This window comes from Streptomyces sp. NPDC047014, assembly GCF_040644195.1.
Classification (GTDB): Bacteria; Actinomycetota; Actinomycetes; order Streptomycetales; family Streptomycetaceae; genus Streptomyces.
Genome location: NZ_JBEYVX010000001.1, coordinates 272,368 through 291,677, shown reverse-complemented (window position 1 = coordinate 291,677; position 19,310 = coordinate 272,368). Strand labels below are relative to the sequence as shown.

Sequence of the window (19,310 nt, the reverse complement as noted above, 5' to 3'; positions counted from 1 at the left end):
CGGCTCAGTTGGAGGCCGTCAGGGTGGCCGAGCGGCGGGGGAGGGCGAAGGCGTCCAGTTCGGCGCGGGTCAGGCCGGTCAGGGCGGTGACCTCCTCGATGCCGACCGCCCCGCAGTCCAGGCCGCGTACCAGGTAGCCGGCCAGGGCCTTGGCAGTGGCGGGCTCGTCCATCACATCGCCCTCGACCTTGGCCACGTACGCCTTGAGACGCGCGGCGGCGGTCTCCAGGCCCTCGCGGTAGAAGGTGAACACGGCGGCGTAGCGGGTGGGGAGGTGGCCCGGGTGCATGTCCCAGCCCTGGTAGTAGGCGCGGGCCAGGGCGCGGCGGGTCAGGCCGTAGTGCAGCCGCCATGCCTCGTGGACCTTCTCGGTGGTGCCGACGGGCAGCACGTTCGTCGAGCCGTCGGAGACCCGTACGCCGGTGCCGGCGGCCGCGACCTGCATGATCGCCTTGGCGTGGTCGGCGGCGGGGTGGTCGCTGGCCTGGTAGGCGGCGGAGACGCCGACGCAGGCGCTGTAGTCGAAGGTGCCGTAGTGCAGGCCCGTGGCGCGGCCCCGGGACGCCTCGATCATGCGGGCCACGGTGGCGGTGCCGTCCGAGGCGAGGATGGACTGGCTGGTCTCGATCTGGATCTCGAAGCCGATCCGGCCCTGGCGCAGCCCGCGGGCCGTCTCGAACGCCTCCAGCAGCTGCACGAAGGCGGTGACCTGCTCGGCGTAGGTGACCTTGGGCAGGGTGAGGACCAGGGTGTCGGGGAGGCCGCCGTGGGCGAGGAGGCCGGAGAGGAAGACATCGGTGGTGCGGATGCCGCGGTCGCGGACGTTGGACTCCATGCACTTCATCCGGATGCCCATGTAGGGGGCGTTGGTGCCGTTCGCGTACGCCTCGGAGATCAGGCGGGCGGCGCGGGCCGCGGCCTGGTCCTCCTCCTCGTCGGAGGGGACGCCGAAGCCGTCCTCGAAGTCGACGCGCAGGTCCTCGATGGGCTCGCTCGCCAGCTTGGCGCGCACCCGGTCGTGGACGGGGACGGCCAGCTCGTCGGGGATGCCGAGCACCTTGGCGAAGGTGGCGGCGTCCGGGGCGTGCCGGTCGAGGGCGGCGAGTGCCTGGTCGCCCCAGGAGCGGACGGTGTCCGCGGTGAAGGCGTCGCCGGGCACGTAGACCGTGTGGATGGGCTGCCGGGTGCCGGGGTCGCCCGGGTAGTGCCGGGCGAGCTCCGCGTCCACCGGGGCGAGGGAGGCGCTGATGCCCTCGCTGACCGCGCCGGCGAGGCTCGTCGCCACCTTCTCCTGCTGACCCATCCTGCACTCTCCTCTTTCCGCTACACGGAAGCTTAGATCCGCATAGCAGAATTTAGTCATGCGGTTCCGCTCCGTCAATGGTCCCCCGGCCGCCCCGGGGGAACGACTCGGGGCCGTGCGGTGACGAACACCACACGGCCCCGGAGAAGTGGAGCTATGACGAGAAGCGCAGGTCAGCCCTTGCGCGCCTTGATCTCGTCGGTCAGCTGCGGGACGACGGTGAAGAGGTCACCGACGACGCCGTAGTCGACGAGGTCGAAGATCGGAGCCTCGGCGTCCTTGTTGATGGCGACGATGGTCTTCGAGGTCTGCATGCCGGCCCGGTGCTGGATGGCGCCGGAGATGCCCGAGGCGATGTAGAGCTGCGGGGAGACCGACTTGCCGGTCTGGCCGACCTGGTTGGTGTGCGGGTACCAGCCGGCGTCGACGGCGGCGCGCGAGGCACCGACGGCCGCACCGAGCGAGTCCGCCAGGGACTCGATGATGCCGAAGTTCTCGGCACCGTTGACGCCGCGGCCACCGGAGACCACGATCGCGGCCTCGGTCAGCTCCGGACGGCCGGTCGACTCGCGCGGGGTGCGGCCGGTGACCTTGGTACCGGTGGCCAGCGCGCCGAAGGTGACGGCCAGCGCCTCGACGGTGCCGGCGGCCGGGGCGGCCTCGACCGGGGCCGAGTTCGGCTTCACGGTGATGACCGGGGTGCCCTTGGACACGCGGGACTTGGTGGTGAACGACGCGGCGAAGGCGGACTGCGTCGCGACCGGGCCCTCGTCACCCGCCTCCAGGTCGACGGCGTCGGTGATGATGCCGGAGCCGATACGGACGGCCAGGCGCGCGGCGATCTCCTTGCCCTCGGCGGAGGACGGGACGAGCACGGCGGCCGGGGAGACCGCGTCGTGGGCGGCCTGGAGCGCGTCCACCTTCGGTACGACGAGGTAGTCGGCGAACTCGGGGGCGTCGGCGGTGAGGACCTTGACCGCGCCGTGCTCGGCGAGCACCGCGGCGGTGGCCTCGGCACCGGCGCCCAGGGCGACGGCGACGGGCTCGCCGATGCGGCGGGCCAGCGTCAGCAGCTCAAGGGTGGGCTTGCGGACGGCACCGTCCACGTGGTCGACGTAGACGAGAACTTCAGCCATGGGACTGCTCTCCTGCTGTTGCGAAGTGTCTGGGGGCTTTGAGGGAGTGGCCGAAGCTCTTAGATGAACTTCTGGCCGGCCAGGAACTCGGCCAGCTGCTTGCCGCCCTCGCCCTCGTCCTTGACGATCGTGCCGGCGGTGCGGGCCGGGCGCTGCGCCGCGGAGTCCACCGCGGTCCAGGAGCCCTCCAGGCCGACCTCGTCGGCCTCGATCTCCAGGTCCTCCAGGTCCCAGGACTCGACCGGCTTCTTCTTGGCGGCCATGATGCCCTTGAAGGACGGGTAGCGGGCCTCGCCGGACTGGTCCGTCACCGAGACGAGCGCGGGGAGGGAAGCCTCCAGCTGCTCGCTCGCGGTGTCGCCGTCACGGCGGCCGGTCACGGTGCCGTCCTCGACCTTGACCTCGGAGAGCAGGGTGACCTGCGGGATGCCCAGGCGCTCGGCCAGGATCGCCGGGAGGACGCCCATGACGCCGTCGGTGGAGGCCATGCCGGCGATGACCAGGTCGTAACCGGCCTTCTCGATGGCCTTGGCGAGCACCAGCGAGGTGCCCATGACGTCCGTGCCGTGCAGGTCGTCGTCCTCGACGTGGATGGCCTTGTCGGCACCCATCGACAGCGCCTTGCGCAGCGCGTCCTTGGCGTCCTCGGGGCCCACCGTCAGGACGGTGATCTCGGCGTCGTCGGCCTCGTCGGCGATCTGCAGCGCCTGCTCGACGGCGTATTCGTCGAGCTCCGACAGCAGGCCGTCGACGTCGTCACGGTTGACGGTCAGGTCCTCGGTGAACTGCCGGTCGCCAGTGGCGTCGGGCACGTACTTCACACAGACAACGATCCTCAGGCTCACGCCGGCTCTCCTACCGCATCGTCTTTTTCGTGTACCGCCTTATGCAGGCAGCATAGGCGCCTTGTCGGGCGGATCCCGATCGGGGCGGCCAGCGCCCCGAAGGAAATGTTACTCGTCAGTACATCGTGCGTCCTACCCAGCCGCAAGGTGGGCGAACTGTGATCTGCCCAACGCCGTCCGACCTGCCCCAGCAGGGACGATTCAGTCGCGCAGCGCGTTGAAGCGCCCCTGGTGGTAGAGCAGCGGACGGCCCTCGCCGGCGGGATCCCCCACGACCGCCTCCGCGATGATCACACGGTGCTCGCCTGCGGGCACCCGCGCCACCACCCGGCACACCAGCCACGCCAGTACGCCGTCCAGTACGGGCACCCCGTGCGGCCCGGCGGCCCAGCCGGTGCCCGGCCCGAAGCGGTCGGCGCCGCTGCGCGCGAACAGGCCCGCCAGCTCCCTCTGGTGCTCGCCGAGTATGTGCACGCCGAGGTGCTCGCTGTCGCGGACCGCGGGCCAGCTGGAGGCGCCGGTGGCGATGGTGAAGGACAGCAGCGGCGGATCCGCCGAGACGGAGTTCAGCGAGGTCGCGGTGAAGCCCACCGGGCGGCCGCCGTCCTGGGCGGTGATCACGGCCACTCCGGCGGCGTGCTGCCGGAAGACGGAGCGCAGCAGGTCGGGCGAGCCGGGGCGGGCGGCGCCGGACGCGGACGCGGCGGCGGCCGGGGGGATCGCGGGGACGGTCGGAGCACTCATCAGGGGTTCTGCCTTCTGCCGCAGGACACGCGGGCACGGTTCGGGATCAGGGGGCGGAGCGTTCAGTGACCCGGACAGCGCGCGCTCGCGTGGCGGACCAGGTCCAGGTGGACCCGCCCGTGGAGCAGGAGTTCATACCGCATACGGTCAGCCTGTCGATCTCCCGCTGACGCAGTCAAGCGGGATCGGGCAGATGTCAGGCGCGTCACGCGGTGCACGGGCGTGCGCACCGGCGCGCCCGGCCCGGCGCCCCGCGCGCGGCCGGTCATACGGCCGGTCATACGGCGGCCCCCAGGGCGGCGATCACGTCCGCCTTGCGCGGCATCCCGGCGGCGCGCCGCACGATCCGGCCGGCGGCGTCCAGGACGAGCACGGTGGGGGTCTTCTCGATGCCGAGGGCGCGCACCAGGTCGAGCCGGTCCTCGGCGTCGATCTCGATGTGCGCGACGCCGTCCACCATGCCGGCGACCTCGGCGAGGATCCGCCGCGTGGCCCGGCAGGGCTGGCAGAAGGCGCTGGAGAACTGCACCAGGCTGGCCCGCTCCCCCGGCTCGGCCCCCAGCTCCGCGGCGCCCAGCCGGCCGGCCGCCGGCCCGTCGGTGCCCGGCCCGACGGCTCCCGGCCCGCCCGCTTCCGCGCGCATCCGCGCTCCCCTCTTCGCTTCCGTTTCCCGGTGTGCGGGCGCCCGCGTGTTCAGCCGCCCGCATGATCGTCGTACGCTCGTACTGCAAGGGAGCGCGCGACGGGTCCGCGGCATTCCCGGCGTGACGAGAATCTCCCCGGCCAGGGGCTCCTGGACTGGCCACCGGGCCCGGTTTGGGGCACCATCCCCAAGGGTCGCGTACCTACGCTTCCGTAACTTCCGGCCGGGAGCACCTCCCCAGGCAGAAAGCGGGTCCTCCCATGGCTGAGCTCGTCTACCCTCCCGTGATCGCGGCCGCGCACGGGCTGTTCCGCGCGCTGGACATCCGTATCGACATGAAGGGCACCGAGAACATCCCCCGCCAGGGCGGTGCGGTGCTGGTCTCGAACCACATCGGCTACCTCGACTTCATCTTCGCCGGCCTGACGGCGCGGCCGCAGAAGCGCCTGGTGCGTTTCATGGCGAAGGAGTCGGTGTTCCGGCACAAGGTCTCGGGCCCGCTGATGCGCGCGATGAAGCACATCCCCGTGGACCGCAAGCAGGGCGAGACGGCCTACCAGCACGCCCTGGACTCCCTGCGGTCCGGTGAGATCATCGGTGTGTTCCCCGAGGCGACGATCTCCCAGTCCTTCACCCTCAAGAGCTTCAAGTCGGGCGCGGCGCGCATGGCGCAGGAGGCCGGGGTCCCGCTGATCCCGGTGGCGCTCTGGGGCACGCAGCGGCTGTGGACCAAGGGCCGGCCCAAGAACCTCAAGCGCAGCCACGTCCCCGTGACGATGCGCGTGGGCGAGCCGATCGAGGCCCCCGCCGACCAGTACGCGGGCGCCATCACCCGGCGGCTGCGCGAGCGCGTCCAGGAGCTGCTGGACGCCGCCCAGCGGGCCTACCCGGAGAAGCCGCGCGGCACCGAGGACTCCTGGTGGCTGCCGGCCCACCTGGGCGGTACGGCGCCCACCGCGGCCCAGGTCCGCGAGGCGGGCTGACCCCCTCCGCCCCGCGCCGACGGGCCGCGCCGACGGCCCGCAGAACAGCGCCACCCACCGTGCGTCCCGGGGATGCACGGTGGGTGGTGGGCTTTTCGGCGGACAGGCCCTAGCGGGCCAGCTCCTCCTTGAGGGCCTGGAGGAAGCCGTCGACGTCCTCCGGCTGGGTGTCGTAGCCGCACATCCAGCGGACGTCGCCCGCGGGCTCGTCCCAGAAGTAGAAGCGGTAGCGCTTCTGCAGGCGCCGCGAGACCTCCTGGGGCAGCCGCGCGAAGACCGCGTTCGCCTGCACCGGGTAGAGGATCTCCACGCCGTCCGTCTCGCGCACGCCCGCCGCGAGGCGCTGCGCCATCTCGTTGGCGTGCCGGGCGTTGCGCAGCCACAGGTCCTTGGCGAGCAGGGCTTCCAGTTGGACGGACACGAACCGCATCTTGGACGCGAGCTGCATCGACATCTTGCGGATGTGCTTCATCTGGCGGACCGCGTCCGGGTTCAGCACGACGACGGCCTCGCCGAACATCATGCCGTTCTTGGTGCCGCCGTACGAGAGCACGTCCACGCCGACCGCGTTGGTGAAGGCACGCATCGGGACGTCGAGCGAGGCCGCGGCGTTGGCTATCCGGGCGCCGTCGAGGTGGACCTTCATGCCGAGCCCGTGGGCGTGCTCGCAGATCGCCCGGATCTCCTCCGGGGTGTAGACCGTGCCCAGTTCGGTGTTCTGGGTGATCGACACGACCTGCGGCATGGCCCGGTGCTCGTCCTCGAAGCCCCAGGCTTCCTGGTCGATCAGCTCGGGGGTGAGCTTGCCGTCCGGGGTGGCGACGGTGAGCAGTTTCAGGCCCGCCATGCGCTCCGGGGCGCCGCCCTCGTCCACGTTGATGTGGGCGGTGCGGGCGCAGATCACCGCGCCCCAGCGGTCGGTCATCGCCTGGAGGGCGGTGACGTTCGCGCCGGTGCCGTTGAAGACCGGGAAAGCCTCCGCGTACGGGCCGAAGTGGCTGCGGATGATCTTCTGCAGGTGTTCGGTGTACTCGTCCTCGCCGTAGGCGACCTGGTGGCCGCCGTTGGCGAGCGCGACGGCGGCCAGGATCTCCGGGTGCACGCCGGCGTAGTTGTCGCTGGCGAAACCACGCACCGCGGGGTCGTGGTGGCGCCGGGCGTCGGTCTTCCCGGCATCGTTTCTCACGGTTGCGGAGTGAGCCACAGACGCTGTCCGTTCACATCGGTGGCGGGCCGCTCCCAGACGTCGGCGATGGCCTCGGCCAGCTCCTTCACGTCGGTGAAGCCCGCGAACTTCGCATTGGGACGCTCGGCGCGCATCGCGTCGTGCACCAGTGCCTTGATGACCAGGATCGCAGCCGCCGCGGCGGGACCCTCGTCACCCCCCGCCTTGCGGAAGGAGTCCGCCATGGCCAGGGTCCACGCCTCGGCGGCGGCCTTGCCCGCGTTGTAGGCGGCGTTGTTGGCGACCGGCTTGTGCGCGCCGGACTGGCTCACGAGCACGTAGCGCCCGCGGTCGCTGCGCAGCAGCCCGTCGTGGAAGGCGAGCGAGGTGTGCTGGACGGTGCGGATGAGGAGCTTCTCCAGGAAGGCCCAGTCCGCGAGGTCCACGTCGGTGAAGGTCTTGCTGCCGCGCCAGCCGCCGACCAGGTGGACCAGGCCGTCGACCCGGCCGAACTCCTTCTCGATCTGTCCGGCCCAGGCTTTGGTGGCCTCCAGGTCGAGCAGGTCGACGGTGTCGCCGGTGATGGTGGAGCCGCCGTGGGCGTAGCGGGCGGCGTCCACGGCTTCGGCGAGGCGCGCCGGGTCGGCGTCGGAGGCGACGACCACCGCGCCCGCCTCGGCGAGGCGCATCAGCGCGGCGCGGCCGGCGGGGCCGCCGGCCCCGGCCACCGCCACCACCGCTCCGTTGAGCTGTCCGTTGCCGTTTCCGGAGCCGTTCATGCGTGCAGCCTCCTGAGGGCGGTCGTTCACGCGGCGCCCCGCTCGGTGCTCTCGGCGTTGAGAGCGGTGATGCCCTTGGTGGAGGCGATCACGCCCTTGAGCTTCTTGGCGAGGGCCTCATAGAACATGCTGAGCGGAAACTCGTCCGGAAGCACGTCGTCCACGAGCTTGCGCGGCGGCTGGCTCATGTCGAGGGCGTCGGGGCCCTTGGCCCACTTGGAGCCCGGGTGCGGGGCCAGGTAGGTGGAGACGAGCTCGTACGCCTTGAACCAGTGGACGAGCTTCGGGCGGTCGATGCCCGCGCGGTACAGGTCCTCGATCTCGGCGCACAGCTGGTTGGTGACCTGCGGGGCGCGCATCCAGTCGATCTTCAGCTTGTTGTCCGTCCAGCGCACGACGTCGTGCTTGTGGAGGTACGCGAAGAGCAGCTGGCCGCCGAGGCCGTCGTAGTTGCGGTTGCGGTCGCCGGAGACCGGGAAGCGGAACATCCGGTCGAAGAGGACGGCGTACTGCACGTCACGGCCGTGCTCGTTGCCCTCGGACTCCAGCTTCACGGCCTCCTTGAAGGCGGTGAGGTCGCAGCGCAGCTCCTCCAGGCCGTACATCCAGAACGGCTGGCGCTGCTTGATCATGAAGGGGTCGAAGGGCAGGTCGCCGTGGCTGTGGGTGCGGTCGTGGACCATGTCCCACAGGACGAACGCCTTCTCGCAGCGCTCCTGGTCCTCGACCATGCGGGCGATGTCCTCGGGCAGCTCGATGCCGAGGATGTCGACGGCCGCCTCGGTGACCTTGCGGTAGCGGGCCGCCTCGCGGTCGCAGAAGATGCCGCCCCAGGTGAAGCGCTCGGGGGCCTCGCGCACGGCGATGGTCTCCGGGAAGAGCACCGCGGAGTTGGTGTCGTAGCCCGGGGTGAAGTCCTCGAAGGTGATGCCGAGGAAGAGCGGGTTGTCGTACCGGGTGCGCTCCAGCTCGGCGAGCCATTCGGGCCACACCATCTTGAGCGCGACGGCCTCCAGGTTGCGGTCCGGGTTGCCGTTCTGCGTGTACATGGGGAAGACGACCAGGTGCTGGAGGCCGTCGGCGCGCTCGGCGGCCGGCTGGAAGGCCATCAGCGAGTCCAGGAAGTCCGGCACGCCGAAGCCCTCGGCGGCCCACTTGCGCAGGTCGGCGATGAGGGCCTTGTGGTAGTCGGCGGCGTGCGGGAGCAACGGGGACAGGGTCTCCACCGCGGTGATCACGCGCTCGACGGCGGCGTTGACGGTGGCACGGGCGTGCTCGCCCTCGGCCGCGAAGTCGATGGAACCGTCCGCCGACTGCCAGGGGCGGATCTCCTCCACGGCGGCCTTGAGCTCGGGCCACGCGGGGTGGTCGACCACCCGCGCCCCAGCGGTTATCACGGCCCCGCCGGTGCCCGGCACAAGAGTTTCCGTCATGTCACTTCCTCCACAGGAGAACCTCACGTCCGCACAGCGTAAGCGGGCAGCCTCTCCTGCTCAAGAGGGATCTCGGGAAATTATCCTGTGGTACCCCCCACCTCACCGGAAGTCTTCCCGTCCGTCCGGGCGGAGTGGCTTCACGGGCCTGGCCGAAAACGAAGCCGCGGCCCCGCCCGGACACGGAACGTCAAGCTGTGGGGAACACGCCCACGCCCGGGTGACGCGGCAGAAGCGGAAGTGGCCGCGCCCGGCCGGGCGGCCCTGGCGGGAAGCGGTCGGTGGGGCGCTCGCGAGCCCGTGCACGCCCGGTCCCTTCGCGGGGGAGGCGCACTAGCATGCGACCTCTACGCGCGCGCGGCCGGGCCGGGACAGCGCGACCGCGCGGGGAGCCGCCGTCGACGGAAGCGAGAGAACCTTGACTTTCCTCACCATCGGTCACCGCGGGGTCATGGGTGTGGAGCCGGAGAACACCCTGAGGTCCTTCCTCCGAGCGGAACGTTCCGGCATGGACGTCATCGCCCTGGACCTCCGGCTGAGCAAGGACGGCGCCCTCGTCGCCGTGCACGACCCGGACGTGGACCGCACCACCGACGGCTCGGGGGCCGTCGCCGATCTCACCCTCGACGAGCTGCGCGCACTGGACGCCGGACAGGGCGAGCGGGTCCCCGTCCTCGACGAGGTGCTGGACGCGGTCCACTCCCCGCTCCTGGTCTCCGTCGGCGACCAGGCGTCGGTGGCCGCGCTCGCCGCGCTGCTCCGGCGCCGGGACCTGGCCTCGCGGGTGGAGGTGGGCTCCGCCCACGAGGTGGTGCTCGCCGAGACGGCCCGGCTGCTGCCGGGCGTCCGGACCACCCTGTACGCCTCCCCCCGCGTGGGCGACACCGAGGGCGTGGTGCACCGGGCGCAGGCCGTGGGGGCCGCGACGGTGGCCACGGACGTCCGCCTCGTCACCCTGGCGGCGGTGGAGGCGGCGCACGCGGCCGGCCTGCGGATGACCGGGCTGGGCGTCGACACCCTCGACCTGCTGCGGCTCGCGCGCGCCCTGTGCCTGGACGGCGTGGTCACGGACTTCCCGGAGATCCGCAGCACGGGCCGGTTCACCGCCTGACGGGTGCCCGGCCGGTGCCTGATCGGTGCCCGACCGGTGCCTTACCGGTCGCGGGCGGTCAGAGCGCCTTGACCAGCAGCTCGAAGGCGAGGTCGTCGCGGAGCGGGATGCCGAAGCGCTCGTCGCCGTAGGGGAAGGGGCTCAGCTCGCCGGTGCGCCGGTAGCCGCGGCGCACGTAGTAGGCGATGAGCTCCTCCCGTACGTTCACCACCGTCATCCGCATCTCCGCGGCGCCCCAGGTCTCGCGGGCGCGGCGCTCCGCCTCGGCCAGGATCTCCTTGCCGAGGCCGCCGCCCTGGAGGCCGGGGCGGACGGCGAACATGCCGAAGTAGACGTAGTCGCCGCGGTGTTCGAGCTGGCAGCAGGCGACCAGCTCGCCCGAGCGCTCCACCACCAGCAGGACCGAGTCCGGGCTCTCGATGACGGCGCGGACCCCGGCCGGGTCGGTGCGCTGGCCGTCCAGGTAGTCGGCCTCGGTGGTCCAGCCGGCCCGGCTCGCGTCACCCCGGTAGGCGGACTCCACCAGAACGACGAGTTCCGGTACGTCCGCCTCCACGGCGCTGCGGAAACTCAGGGCTGCGGGCTGGGCGGTGGGCATCGGGCGCTCCGTTCAGTGCGGTGGCATATGACATGCCTGGTGCGGCAGGGAGAGCCTATCCCGCGCCCGCGTGAGCGCCGTAGGAGAAGGGAACGTTTCCGGTGACGCCGACGAACCGGGAGGTTCCGCCGTGCACGGTTCCGCCACGTCCGTCTCCGCCTCCCTCCCCTCCTGGCTGCTGGTCCTGCTCTGCGCGGTGAGCGGTGCGTACTGCCTGCGCCGGGTGCGCGGGCCGGGCGGGGCGGCCGCGGGCGAGGCGGTGATGGCCTTCGGGATGGCGCTGATGGCCCTGCCGCTGGGCAGCGGCGGCGGGTGGCGGATGCCGGTGCTGGGGGCGGTCTTCTGCGCGGCGGCCCTGCACGCGCTCTGGTTGCTGCGGCACGGTACGCACCACGCGCACCACCTGGTGGGCTCCCTGACGATGGCCTGTTTGTCGCTGGCCCCGGGCACCGGGCACGGCTCGGCGGTGCCGCCGCTGCTGACCGGGGCCCTTCTCCTCTATTACGCGGGCTATGTGGTGCTCGGCGGTACACGGCTGATCACCGCGGGCGGTCCGGCCGTCCCCGGTGATGAAAGCTGCGGCGACGGCGAGTTCGTCCGGGCCTGCCGACTCGCCATGGGACTGGGCATGTTGGCCATGCTGCTCACCATGTGACGGCCCCCGGCGGCAGGGAGGCGCCACGACGTGTCCTGCGTCACCAATGCCTCCGGCGCGTACCCGTGGGCACTCCCCCGCTCATAGGCTGGTGACCATGATGGTCCCCGGCGCTCTCCTGCTGCTCGGCGCACTGACCGCGGTGCTCGCACCCCGCCTGCTGGCCCGGGCCCGGTGGTCCGAGCGAGAACCCGTCGTGGCCCTGTGGGCATGGCAGTGCGTGGTGGGCGCGGTGCTGCTGTGCCTGGGGCTGTCGATGCTGCTCAGCGCCGCGGACGCCTGGCTCGCGGTCCGGGACCGGCTCTTCGCCGCCGCCCCGCACGGCGTGGTCGACGCCTACGCGCTGGGCGCCTCCGGCGGAGCCTGGGCGGCCTGCACCGCCCTCGCCCTCGCGGGCGGCGGCCTGTGGACCGGGGCGATGCTGACCGGCGAGGTGCTGCGGGCACGGGCCCGGCGGCGCGCCCAGGGCAGCGAGCTGCTGGTACGGGCCCCGCTGCTGCCCGGGGAGGACCCGGCGGGCGTACGGCTCGTCGTACTGGAGGGTCCGCGGCCGGATGCCTGGTGGCTGCCGGGCACCGCCCCGCAGCTGGTGGTGACCACGGCCGCGCTGGGGCGGCTCAAGGGCAGCCAGCTGGACGCGGTGCTCGCGCACGAGCAGGGGCACGCGGCGGCCCGGCACGACTGGCTGCTGCACTGCTCGCGGGCGCTGTCCCGGGCCTTCCCGCAGGTGCCGGTGTTCGCGGCGTTCGAGGCGGAGATGTACCGGCTGGTGGAGCTGGCCGCCGACGACGTGGCCTCCCGGCGGTTCGGGCGGCTGACGGTCGCGCTGGCCCTCGTCGGACTCAACGAGGACCGCGGGGTGTTCGGCGCCTCCTCCCCCGAACACGCGCACGTGCCCCAGCGGGTACGCCGGCTGCTGTCGGCCGTTCCCCGGCTGTCGCCGGGCCGCCGGCTGCGGCTGACCGCGCTGGCCACGCTGGTGCCGGCGGTGCCGCTGCTGGTGGCTTTCGTACCGGGGCTGAGCGCCCTGCGGTAGGAGCGCCCTGCCGCAGGACGGCGGCGGCCGGTGCGAGGATCGGCGTATGCGGAACGATCTCTTTCGGTTGACCGGTATCTGCTGCGGGCTGCTCGCGCTGCTCCTGACGGGCCTGGTGGTGACGGGCTGGCAGCCGCTCCTGACGTACGACGGACAGCTCGCCCGGGACCTGCACGCGCACGCCGTCACCCACCCGGGGACCACCCACCTGATGCGGGTGCTGTCGGACTGGGTGTGGGACCCGTGGACCATGCGCCTGCTGGCCGCCGTCGCCTGCGTGCTGCTGTGGTGGCACGGCGACCGGGACCGCGCGCTGCGCGTGGCGGTGGCCGCGCTGGCCGCCTCGGTGGTGCAACAGGGGATGAAGGCGGCGGTGGGGCGGGAGCGTCCGGTGTGGCCGGACCCGGTGGACTCGGCCCATTTCGCGGCCTATCCGTCCGGCCATGCGATGACCGCGACGGTGGTGTGCGGGCTGCTGCTGTGGCTGCTGCCCCGGCCCGCCCCGAAGTGGGCCCCGGTGGCGTGGGTGCTGGCGGCGGTCTCGGTGCTCGGGGTCGGCTTCACCCGGCTCTACCTGGGCGTGCACTGGTTCTCGGACGTGCTGGCCGGGTGGCTGCTGGGTGTGGCTGTGGTGGTGCTCGCGGCCTGCGTGCCGGTACGTGGACGCGGCCGGCGGGAGGCGGTCGAGCGATGAGTGCCGCGTGTGGCGCGTGTGCTGCGTGCGGTGTGCGCGGTGTGTGGTGCGGGCGCGGGGCCGGTGCGGAGCGCCTGCCCTGGATGATCCCCCGTGTCACCCAGAGCAGGCGACGCCGTGCGCTGAGTATATTGGCCGGGAGCCAGTCAACGCAGGAGTAAGCATGTCCCCGCGCAGCGCCTCGGTCAATGAAGAATTGCGCAGACGTTCCCGGGAGCGGCTGCTGCGTTCGACGGTCGAACTGGTCGCCGAGCGCGGGTACGAGGCCACGACCCTGGCGGACATCGCCGACCGGGCGGGCACCGCGCGCGGCCTGGTCTCGTACTACTTCCCGGGCAAGCGGCAGCTGCTCCAGTCGGCGGTGCACCGGCTGATGCACCTCACGGTGGCGGCGGCGCTGGAGCGGGAGCCCCGCGCCGACGACGGGCGCGAACGGCTGGCGCGGGCCATCGACGCGGTGCTCGGGCTGGCCCGGGAGCAGCCGCTGCTGATGCGCACGCACATGGCGGGCATCCTGACGGCGGAGGGCTTCGTACGGTGCCCGGAGCAGCAGCGGCTGGCCGAACTGCTGCGGGACACCCTGGCCCGCTACGGCTCGGCGGACGTGGAGGCGGACTATCCGCTGCTGCGGGCGCTGCTGATGGGCGCGGTGGTGGCGGTGCTGCTGCCCGGGGCGCCGATGCCTTCGGCCCGGCTGCGCGCCGAGCTGTTCCAGCGCTACGGGCTGGACTGGGAGCTCGGCGTTCCGCCGGACGGCGGGCCGCCCGGCGGAACGTTTCCGTCATCCCTCTGGGGTCCCTGACGCCTCAGGCGTCACAGGGCTCAGCGGTAGTCGGGCTGGGTCTGGACGTTGAGCTGGTCCATGCGGACCCACTTGGCGCCGTCGGTGCGCCGGTCGTCGAGCCGGAGCACGTCGAGGCCCTTGACGATGTCGTTGGAGTAGATGTGGCCGTTGTAGTAGTAGGCCGACCAGGAGCCGCCGAGGCCGAGCCGGTCCGTCGTGAGCGGTCCGCGCTCGAAGTAGGCGATCTCGCGGGGCCGGTCGGAGTCGGTGAACTCCCAGACGGAGATGCCGCCCTGGTACCACGCCTGGACCATGATGTCGCGGCCGCCGACGGGGATCAGCGAGCCGTTGTGGGCCACGCAGTTCTCGGTGTCGGCCTGGTGGCGGGGGATCTTGAAGTAGCTGCGGAAGGAGAGCTTGCGCTGGTCGCCGCGGCCGGTGATGTCGTAGATGCCGTCGGCGCCCCGGTTCGGACCGGTGGCCTCATTGCAGGTGGCGCCGCCGCCCCCGCCGAGCTCGTCGGTGAACACCACTTTGTTCGCACGCTCGTTGAAGGTGGCCGAGTGCCAGAAGGCGAAGTTCACATTGTCCTGCACCCGGTCGATGACGCGCGGCTGCTCGGGTTTGCTGATGTCGAAGAGGATGCCGTCGCCCATGCAGGCGCCGGCGGCCAGCTTCTTCGACGGCAGCACGGTGATGTCGTGGCAGCCGGTGGTCTTGGAGACGCCCGGGTTGGTGGGCGAGCCCGGGTTGCCGCCGTCCGGGAAGAGCACGGGGAAGGCCACGACGGCGGCCTTCGTCGGGGACTTCCTGGGCACCTTCACCACGGAGATGCCGTCGTGCGGAGGCTGGCAGTCGGGGAACGCCTCGCTCGGGGAGTACGAGGCCACGTAGAGGTAGAGGTCGCGGTCGCCCGGGACCAGGGTGTGCGTGTGCGAGCCGCAGGCGGTCTCGACGGACTTGATGTACCGGGGGTTCTTCTTGTCCTTGATGTCGAAGATCTTGATGCCCTCCCACGAGGACTTCTCCGTCGCGGGCTGCGAGACGCTGTTGCAGGAGTCGTCGCTGCGCGAGGAGTCCGTGGAGAGGAAGAGGAGGTCGCCGTAGACGGAGATGTCGTTCTGGCCGCCGGGGCAGAGCACTTCCGTGACGGTCTTCGGCGCCTTCGGGTTGCCGATGTCGTAGATCGTGAACCCGTTGTAGTTGCCCGCGTAGGCGTACCGGCCCTGGAAGGCCAGGTCGGTGTTGATCCGCGTGGGGTCGGCCGCGGGGATGTTCGCGAGCGGCTTGATGTTGGCGCTGTGCACGATCTCGTCCTGGCCGGGGATCTCGCCGGGGGCGAGCTCCGCGCCCTCGGACATGCCCGTGCTCTGGTGGTTGCCGTGGCCCGGGGTCAGGTCCCCCGGGTCGGGAGTGGCGGCCGCCGGTCCGGCTGCCAGGAGCGTGGTGAGGAGACCGGCCGCCGCGACGGCCACCCCCACCCGCCTGTTCCGCACTCTCCTGGTGTGTAACGAGGTCACAGTGCCCTCCCATGGGAGCCCGCGATCGGTTCCGCCCGCGGGGGAACGGAACCAGGACCCCGGCAGTATCTTCCTTTCCATGGACATGGCAAAAGACCTCAGGGGCCGCATGGCCTTATCGGCACGGCCCGTCCGCGGCGCTGCGGCGGTCCTGGCCGCCGCCGCCCTCCTGCTGACGCTCTCCGGCTGCCAGGACGACGAAGGCGGCGACCGGGCGGGAGGCGACGGGCGGGCGGCGGTGGTCGCGCCGGGCAGGCCCGGCGAGCAGGCCCGCCATCTCACACCCGAGCAGGCGGCGAAGGCCAGGCCGGACGACAGCCCGAACGCCGCCGACCGCTCCTACGTACGCCGCATGATCGAGCACCACCGGCAGGCGCTGACGATGAGCGCGCTCGCCCCCGGCCGGGCCGGGGCCGATCCGGTCAAGCGGCTCGCGGAGCGGATCACGGCCGGGCAGAAGCCGGAGATCGGCGCGATGGAGAAATGGCAGGCCCGGTATCCGGATCCGGCGGCCGGTGGCGGGGGCCATGGTGCGGGGGACCACGGCGGGGCCGACCACGGGGCCGAAAATGGGGCCGGCCACGGGACCGACCACGGCGCGATGCCCGGTATGGCGACGGAGCAGCAGCTCAAGGAGCTGGCCGAGGCCCGGGGCGCCGCCTTCGACCAGCTCTTCCTGCGGCTGATGACCGCCCACCACCAGGGCGCCCTGACCATGGCGGGCGAAGCGCTCGCCGGGGGCAACAACGTGGCGGTGGAGGAGATGGCCACCGAGGTGGTCGCCACGCAGAGCGCCGAGATCCACCGGATGCGTGCCATGGGCTGACGGCCCCGGGGCCCGGTGTCATGCTGGGACCACCTGCGGGAGGAGTTCCGCCGTGCTTCGTGTCGCCGTCGTCGGATCCGGTCCCAGCGGGGTGTACGCGGCCCAGACGCTGGTGGAGCAGCGCGAGGTGCCCGGCGTACGCGTCGACGTGCTGGACCGGCTGCCCGCGCCCTACGGGCTGGTCCGCTACGGCGTCGCCCCCGACCACGAGAAGATCAAATCGCTCCAGGGCAGCCTGCGCACGGTGCTGGAGGACGACCGGATCCGCTTCCTCGGGCATGTCGAGGTGGGCGGGGCGGCCCTGCCCACCGCGCGGCTGCTGGAGCTGTACCACGCCGTCGTCTACTGCGTGGGCGCGGCGCGGGACCGGATGCTGGGCATCCCGGGCGAGGAGCTGGCCGGGGTGCGCTCCGCCACCGCCTTCGTGTCCTGGTACAGCGGGCACCCGGACGCGGCGGGCGAGAGCTTCGGCCTGGGCGGGGTGGAGAGCGCGGTGGTCGTCGGGGCGGGCAATGTCGCCGTGGACGTGACGCGGATCCTCGCCCGGGGCGCCGCGGAGCTGGCGCCTACGGACATGCCGCAGCCGGCGCTCGGGGCGCTCGCGGACAGCCGGGTGCGCGCGGTGACGATGATCGCCCGGCGCGGGCCCTCGCAGGGCCGGTTCACCACGAAGGAACTGCGCGAGCTGGGCACCCTGCCGGGCGTCGGCATCCGTACCGACCCGGCCGAACTGGCCCTGGACCCCGCGTACGCCGACCCGGGCGCGGCCGCCGCGCTGCCCGCGGTGGCCCGGCGCAACCTGGAGGCACTGCGCGGCTGGGCGGCCGAAGGCCCCGGCGGGCAGGGGCGGAGCATCGCGCTGCGGTTCTACCTGCGGCCGGTGGAAATCCTGGGCGGCCCCGACGGGCGGGTACGCGCGGTGCGCTGCGAGCGGACCGCCCCGGACGGGCGGGGCGGGGTGACGGGCACGGGCCGGTACGAGGACCTGGCCGCGCAGTTGGTGCTGCGCTCGGTGGGGTACCAGGGCGTGCCGCCGGAGGGGCTGCCGTTCGACCCGGTACGGGGCACCGTCCCGCACGCGGCGGGCCGGGTGCTGCGCGCGGGCCGGGCATCGGCCGGGGAGTACGTGGCGGGCTGGATCAAGCGCGGCCCGAGCGGGGTGATCGGCACCAACCGGCCGTGCGCGAAGGAGACGGTGTCTTCGCTGCTCCAGGACGCCGGGGCGCTGGCGCGGCGCGAGCTGCCGGGGGACCCGCTGGACGCGCTGCGGGCGGCCGGCCTGCGGGCGGCCGGCCTGCGGCCGGTGGAATGGCCGGGCTGGCTGGCCGTGGAGGCGGCGGAGGCGGAACTGGGCCGCGCCCTGCACCGCTCCCCGGCCCACGGCCCGGTCAAGATCCCCGACTGGCCGACCCTCCTGGCCGCCTCCCGCACGCCCCGGCCGTAGCCAGTGAACACCGTGGGATGCGGCAGCGGACGGCTCAGGCCCCGGCCCCGAGACGGGCGGCCTCGGCCTGGGCCGAGGTGAGGATGCTCGCCAGGAGGCCCGGGAAGAGGGTGTTCAGGTCCTCTTCGCGGAGGGCGTTGAGTTTGGTCGTGCCCCGGTATGCCTGGCGGACCACGCCGCTCTCGCGCAGGACGCGGAAGTGGTGGGTGGTCGTGGACTTGGTGACCGGGAGGTCGAAGTGGGAGCAGGACAGGTCATCGGCCGAGGCCGCCAGGTCGCGGACGATGGACAGCCGGACCGGGTCGGAGAGGGCGTGCAGGACGCCCTCCAGGCGGATTTCCTCCGTCGCGGGGTGAGGGAGGGTGCGGGAGCTGTCCCGGTCGGTCATGTCCCTGCTCCGTTCACTCGGCCTGTCCGGCCCCCATGGTACGAGAGGTGTCGAAGGAGCCGCGATCACCAGGAGCGGTGGTAGGGCTCGGGCGTACGGGGCGACACGCCCAGTTCGTCGGCGGCGCGGCGGGCGAAGTACGGGTCGCGCAGCAGCTCGCGGCCCAGGAGGACCGCGTCGGCCTCACCGTTGGCCAGGATCTTCTCGGCCTGCTCCGGCTCCGTGATGAGCCCGACGGCCGCCACGGGGAGGCTCGTCTCGGCCTTCACGCGGGCCGCGAACGGCACCTGGTAGCCCGGCTCGACGGGGATCCGCACCCCGGGCGCGAGCCCGCCGGTGGAGACGTCGAGGAGGTCCACGCCGTGCTCCTGGAGCCGCCGGGCCAGCCGGACCGTCTCGTCGGCGGTCCAGCCGTTCTCCTCCAGCCAGTCGGTGGCGGAGATCCGGAAGAGGAGGGGAAGCTCCTCGGGCCACACCGCCCGTACGGCGTCGACGACTTCGAGGGCGAAGCGGGTGCGGTTCTCGAAGGAGCCGCCGTAGGCGTCGGTGCGCCGGTTGCTGTGCGGGGACAGGAACTCCCCGATGAGGTAGCCGTGGGCGCCGTGGATCTCGACGACCTCGTAGCCGGCGGCGAGCGCCCGCTCGGCGGCGGCCGCGAACTGGCCGGTGACCGCGCCGATCTCCTCCACCGTCAGCTCGTGCGGTACGGGGTGGCCCTCGGCGAAGGGCACGGCGCTCGGGGCGACCGGCTGCCAGCCGTGCGCCTCCGGCCCGACCGGGGCGCCGCCGGTCCAGGTGCGGTCGGTGGACGCCTTGCGCCCGGCATGGGCGAGCTGGATGCCGGGGACCGTGCCCTGCGCCTTGAGGAAGCCGGTGATCCGGCGCAGTGCCTCGACCTGGGTGTCGTTCCAGATGCCGAGGTCGTACGGGGAGATCCGGCCCTCCGGGGAGACGGCGGTGGCCTCCTGGACGATCAGGCCGGTGCCGCCGACCGCGCGGGCGGCGTAGTGCGTGAAGTGCCAGTCGTTCGCCGTGCCCGCCCCGGGGCCCGAGGGCTCGGCGCTGTACTGGCACATCGCGGCCATCCACACCCGGTTCGGGATGGTGACCGAACGCAGGGTGTACGGCGTGAACAGGGCCGCGAAAGCGGCGGGGGCAGCACTCATCGGGCTCTCCAGAGGTCACCGGGGGTCGCCGCGGGCAGCGGCTAGTACGAGAACCAC

20 protein-coding genes are annotated in these 19,310 nt (G+C 72.6%); 8 read left to right on the top strand and 12 right to left on the bottom strand.

The genetic code is table 11. The annotated features are described in order from the left end of the window. Positions 1-4: 4 nt before the first annotated feature. The 5 genes from ABZ873_RS01115 to ABZ873_RS01095 all read right to left on the bottom strand — a co-directional run bounded on the left by ABZ873_RS01115 (position 5) and on the right by ABZ873_RS01095 (position 4,671). The gene (locus ABZ873_RS01115) at positions 5-1,303 is read right to left on the bottom strand and encodes an aldolase (protein ID WP_360863590.1); all 1,299 of its coding nucleotides are present in this window, start codon (positions 1,301-1,303) and stop codon (positions 5-7) included. A 173-nt stretch (positions 1,304-1,476) separates the two neighbouring features. Further along, positions 1,477-2,439 (bottom strand): electron transfer flavoprotein subunit alpha/FixB family protein, encoded by a 963-nt coding sequence (locus tag ABZ873_RS01110; protein ID WP_360863589.1) that lies wholly within the window; start codon positions 2,437-2,439, stop codon positions 1,477-1,479. 59 nt (positions 2,440-2,498) lie between these two features. Then, complete coding sequence (locus tag ABZ873_RS01105) at positions 2,499-3,284, bottom strand: electron transfer flavoprotein subunit beta/FixA family protein (protein WP_360863587.1); 786 nt, start codon at positions 3,282-3,284, stop codon at positions 2,499-2,501. A 201-nt stretch (positions 3,285-3,485) separates the two neighbouring features. Beyond that, a complete protein-coding gene (locus tag ABZ873_RS01100; RefSeq protein ID WP_360863586.1) occupies positions 3,486-4,028 on the bottom strand; it encodes a flavin reductase family protein in 543 nt (180 codons plus the stop codon). A 277-nt stretch (positions 4,029-4,305) separates the two neighbouring features. Beyond that, on the bottom strand, positions 4,306-4,671 hold the full coding sequence (locus ABZ873_RS01095; protein WP_360863584.1) for a thioredoxin family protein: 366 nt from the start codon (positions 4,669-4,671) through the stop codon (positions 4,306-4,308). Between the two features lie 260 nt (positions 4,672-4,931). On the opposite strand from ABZ873_RS01095, the gene ABZ873_RS01090 reads away from it, so the two are divergent. Further along, entirely contained in the window at positions 4,932-5,654 is a 723-nt protein-coding gene (locus tag ABZ873_RS01090; RefSeq protein WP_360863582.1) for a lysophospholipid acyltransferase family protein, read from the top strand. Between the two features lie 109 nt (positions 5,655-5,763). Here the strand turns inward: ABZ873_RS01090 and ABZ873_RS01085 are convergent, their stop codons facing one another. The 3 genes from ABZ873_RS01085 to ABZ873_RS01075 are packed head-to-tail and all read right to left on the bottom strand — an operon-like array spanning position 5,764 to position 9,031. Then, positions 5,764-6,840, bottom strand: a complete 1,077-nt coding sequence (locus tag ABZ873_RS01085; protein WP_360863580.1) for a low specificity L-threonine aldolase — start codon at positions 6,838-6,840, stop codon at positions 5,764-5,766. After that, positions 6,837-7,598: an SDR family NAD(P)-dependent oxidoreductase gene (locus tag ABZ873_RS01080; RefSeq protein WP_360863579.1), complete on the bottom strand. Its 762-nt coding sequence runs from the start codon at positions 7,596-7,598 to the stop codon at positions 6,837-6,839. The genes ABZ873_RS01085 and ABZ873_RS01080 overlap by 4 nt, the downstream gene beginning before the upstream one ends. Positions 7,599-7,624: 26 nt before the next feature. Continuing rightward, positions 7,625-9,031 (bottom strand): DUF6421 family protein, encoded by a 1,407-nt coding sequence (locus ABZ873_RS01075; RefSeq protein ID WP_360863577.1) that lies wholly within the window; start codon positions 9,029-9,031, stop codon positions 7,625-7,627. A gap of 418 nt (positions 9,032-9,449) precedes the next feature. On the opposite strand from ABZ873_RS01075, the gene ABZ873_RS01070 reads away from it, so the two are divergent. After that, positions 9,450-10,142: a glycerophosphodiester phosphodiesterase family protein gene (locus ABZ873_RS01070; RefSeq protein WP_360863575.1), complete on the top strand. Its 693-nt coding sequence runs from the start codon at positions 9,450-9,452 to the stop codon at positions 10,140-10,142. 58 nt (positions 10,143-10,200) lie between these two features. Here ABZ873_RS01070 and ABZ873_RS01065 read toward each other — a convergent pair whose 3' ends face one another. Next, positions 10,201-10,740 (bottom strand): GNAT family N-acetyltransferase, encoded by a 540-nt coding sequence (locus ABZ873_RS01065; protein ID WP_360863574.1) that lies wholly within the window; start codon positions 10,738-10,740, stop codon positions 10,201-10,203. Between the two features lie 130 nt (positions 10,741-10,870). Between ABZ873_RS01065 and ABZ873_RS01060 the strand changes: the two genes are divergently transcribed. The 4 genes from ABZ873_RS01060 to ABZ873_RS01045 all read left to right on the top strand — a co-directional run bounded on the left by ABZ873_RS01060 (position 10,871) and on the right by ABZ873_RS01045 (position 13,927). Then, on the top strand, positions 10,871-11,395 hold the full coding sequence (locus tag ABZ873_RS01060) for a DUF5134 domain-containing protein (protein WP_360863572.1): 525 nt from the start codon (positions 10,871-10,873) through the stop codon (positions 11,393-11,395). Between the two features lie 97 nt (positions 11,396-11,492). Then, positions 11,493-12,431 (top strand): M56 family metallopeptidase, encoded by a 939-nt coding sequence (locus ABZ873_RS01055; RefSeq protein ID WP_360863570.1) that lies wholly within the window; start codon positions 11,493-11,495, stop codon positions 12,429-12,431. Between the two features lie 46 nt (positions 12,432-12,477). Next, on the top strand, positions 12,478-13,125 hold the full coding sequence (locus tag ABZ873_RS01050; protein WP_360863568.1) for a phosphatase PAP2 family protein: 648 nt from the start codon (positions 12,478-12,480) through the stop codon (positions 13,123-13,125). A 163-nt stretch (positions 13,126-13,288) separates the two neighbouring features. Next, complete coding sequence (locus ABZ873_RS01045; RefSeq protein ID WP_360863566.1) at positions 13,289-13,927, top strand: helix-turn-helix domain-containing protein; 639 nt, start codon at positions 13,289-13,291, stop codon at positions 13,925-13,927. 20 nt (positions 13,928-13,947) lie between these two features. On the opposite strand, the gene ABZ873_RS01040 is transcribed toward ABZ873_RS01045, so the two are convergent. Continuing rightward, a complete protein-coding gene (locus tag ABZ873_RS01040) occupies positions 13,948-15,429 on the bottom strand; it encodes a hypothetical protein (RefSeq protein ID WP_360863564.1) in 1,482 nt (493 codons plus the stop codon). A gap of 109 nt (positions 15,430-15,538) precedes the next feature. Between ABZ873_RS01040 and ABZ873_RS01035 the strand changes: the two genes are divergently transcribed. Beyond that, positions 15,539-16,255 carry a DUF305 domain-containing protein gene (locus ABZ873_RS01035; protein WP_360863633.1) on the top strand — a complete coding sequence of 239 codons (717 nt, stop codon included), beginning with the start codon at positions 15,539-15,541 and terminating at the stop codon, positions 16,253-16,255. Between the two features lie 52 nt (positions 16,256-16,307). Further along, complete coding sequence (locus tag ABZ873_RS01030; RefSeq protein ID WP_360863562.1) at positions 16,308-17,699, top strand: FAD-dependent oxidoreductase; 1,392 nt, start codon at positions 16,308-16,310, stop codon at positions 17,697-17,699. A 34-nt stretch (positions 17,700-17,733) separates the two neighbouring features. Here ABZ873_RS01030 and ABZ873_RS01025 read toward each other — a convergent pair whose 3' ends face one another. Together ABZ873_RS01025 and ABZ873_RS01020 are read right to left on the bottom strand one after the other, a co-directional pair. Continuing rightward, a complete protein-coding gene (locus ABZ873_RS01025; protein ID WP_360863560.1) occupies positions 17,734-18,087 on the bottom strand; it encodes a helix-turn-helix transcriptional regulator in 354 nt (117 codons plus the stop codon). A gap of 65 nt (positions 18,088-18,152) precedes the next feature. Beyond that, complete coding sequence (locus ABZ873_RS01020; RefSeq protein ID WP_360863558.1) at positions 18,153-19,253, bottom strand: NADH:flavin oxidoreductase/NADH oxidase; 1,101 nt, start codon at positions 19,251-19,253, stop codon at positions 18,153-18,155. Positions 19,254-19,310 lie beyond the last annotated feature (57 nt).

Excerpts from the sequence above, each read along its gene's own strand:
- ABZ873_RS01055 (WP_360863570.1), top strand. The coding sequence starts at position 11,493 with ATGATGGTCCCCGGCGCTCTCCTGCTGCTCGGCGCACTGACCGCGGTG.
- ABZ873_RS01035 (WP_360863633.1), top strand. The coding sequence starts at position 15,539 with ATGGCCTTATCGGCACGGCCCGTCCGCGGCGCTGCGGCGGTCCTGGCC.
- ABZ873_RS01100 (WP_360863586.1), bottom strand. The coding sequence starts at position 4,028 with ATGAGTGCTCCGACCGTCCCCGCGATCCCCCCGGCCGCCGCCGCGTCC.
- ABZ873_RS01020 (WP_360863558.1), bottom strand. The coding sequence starts at position 19,253 with ATGAGTGCTGCCCCCGCCGCTTTCGCGGCCCTGTTCACGCCGTACACC.
- ABZ873_RS01065 (WP_360863574.1), bottom strand. The coding sequence starts at position 10,740 with ATGCCCACCGCCCAGCCCGCAGCCCTGAGTTTCCGCAGCGCCGTGGAG.
- ABZ873_RS01050 (WP_360863568.1), top strand. The coding sequence starts at position 12,478 with ATGCGGAACGATCTCTTTCGGTTGACCGGTATCTGCTGCGGGCTGCTC.
- ABZ873_RS01090 (WP_360863582.1), top strand. The coding sequence starts at position 4,932 with ATGGCTGAGCTCGTCTACCCTCCCGTGATCGCGGCCGCGCACGGGCTG.
- ABZ873_RS01110 (WP_360863589.1), bottom strand. The coding sequence starts at position 2,439 with ATGGCTGAAGTTCTCGTCTACGTCGACCACGTGGACGGTGCCGTCCGC.
- ABZ873_RS01045 (WP_360863566.1), top strand. The coding sequence starts at position 13,289 with ATGTCCCCGCGCAGCGCCTCGGTCAATGAAGAATTGCGCAGACGTTCC.
- ABZ873_RS01075 (WP_360863577.1), bottom strand. The coding sequence starts at position 9,031 with ATGACGGAAACTCTTGTGCCGGGCACCGGCGGGGCCGTGATAACCGCT.
- ABZ873_RS01080 (WP_360863579.1), bottom strand. The coding sequence starts at position 7,598 with ATGAACGGCTCCGGAAACGGCAACGGACAGCTCAACGGAGCGGTGGTG.
- ABZ873_RS01025 (WP_360863560.1), bottom strand. The coding sequence starts at position 18,087 with ATGACCGACCGGGACAGCTCCCGCACCCTCCCTCACCCCGCGACGGAG.
- ABZ873_RS01095 (WP_360863584.1), bottom strand. The coding sequence starts at position 4,671 with ATGCGCGCGGAAGCGGGCGGGCCGGGAGCCGTCGGGCCGGGCACCGAC.
- ABZ873_RS01115 (WP_360863590.1), bottom strand. The coding sequence starts at position 1,303 with ATGGGTCAGCAGGAGAAGGTGGCGACGAGCCTCGCCGGCGCGGTCAGC.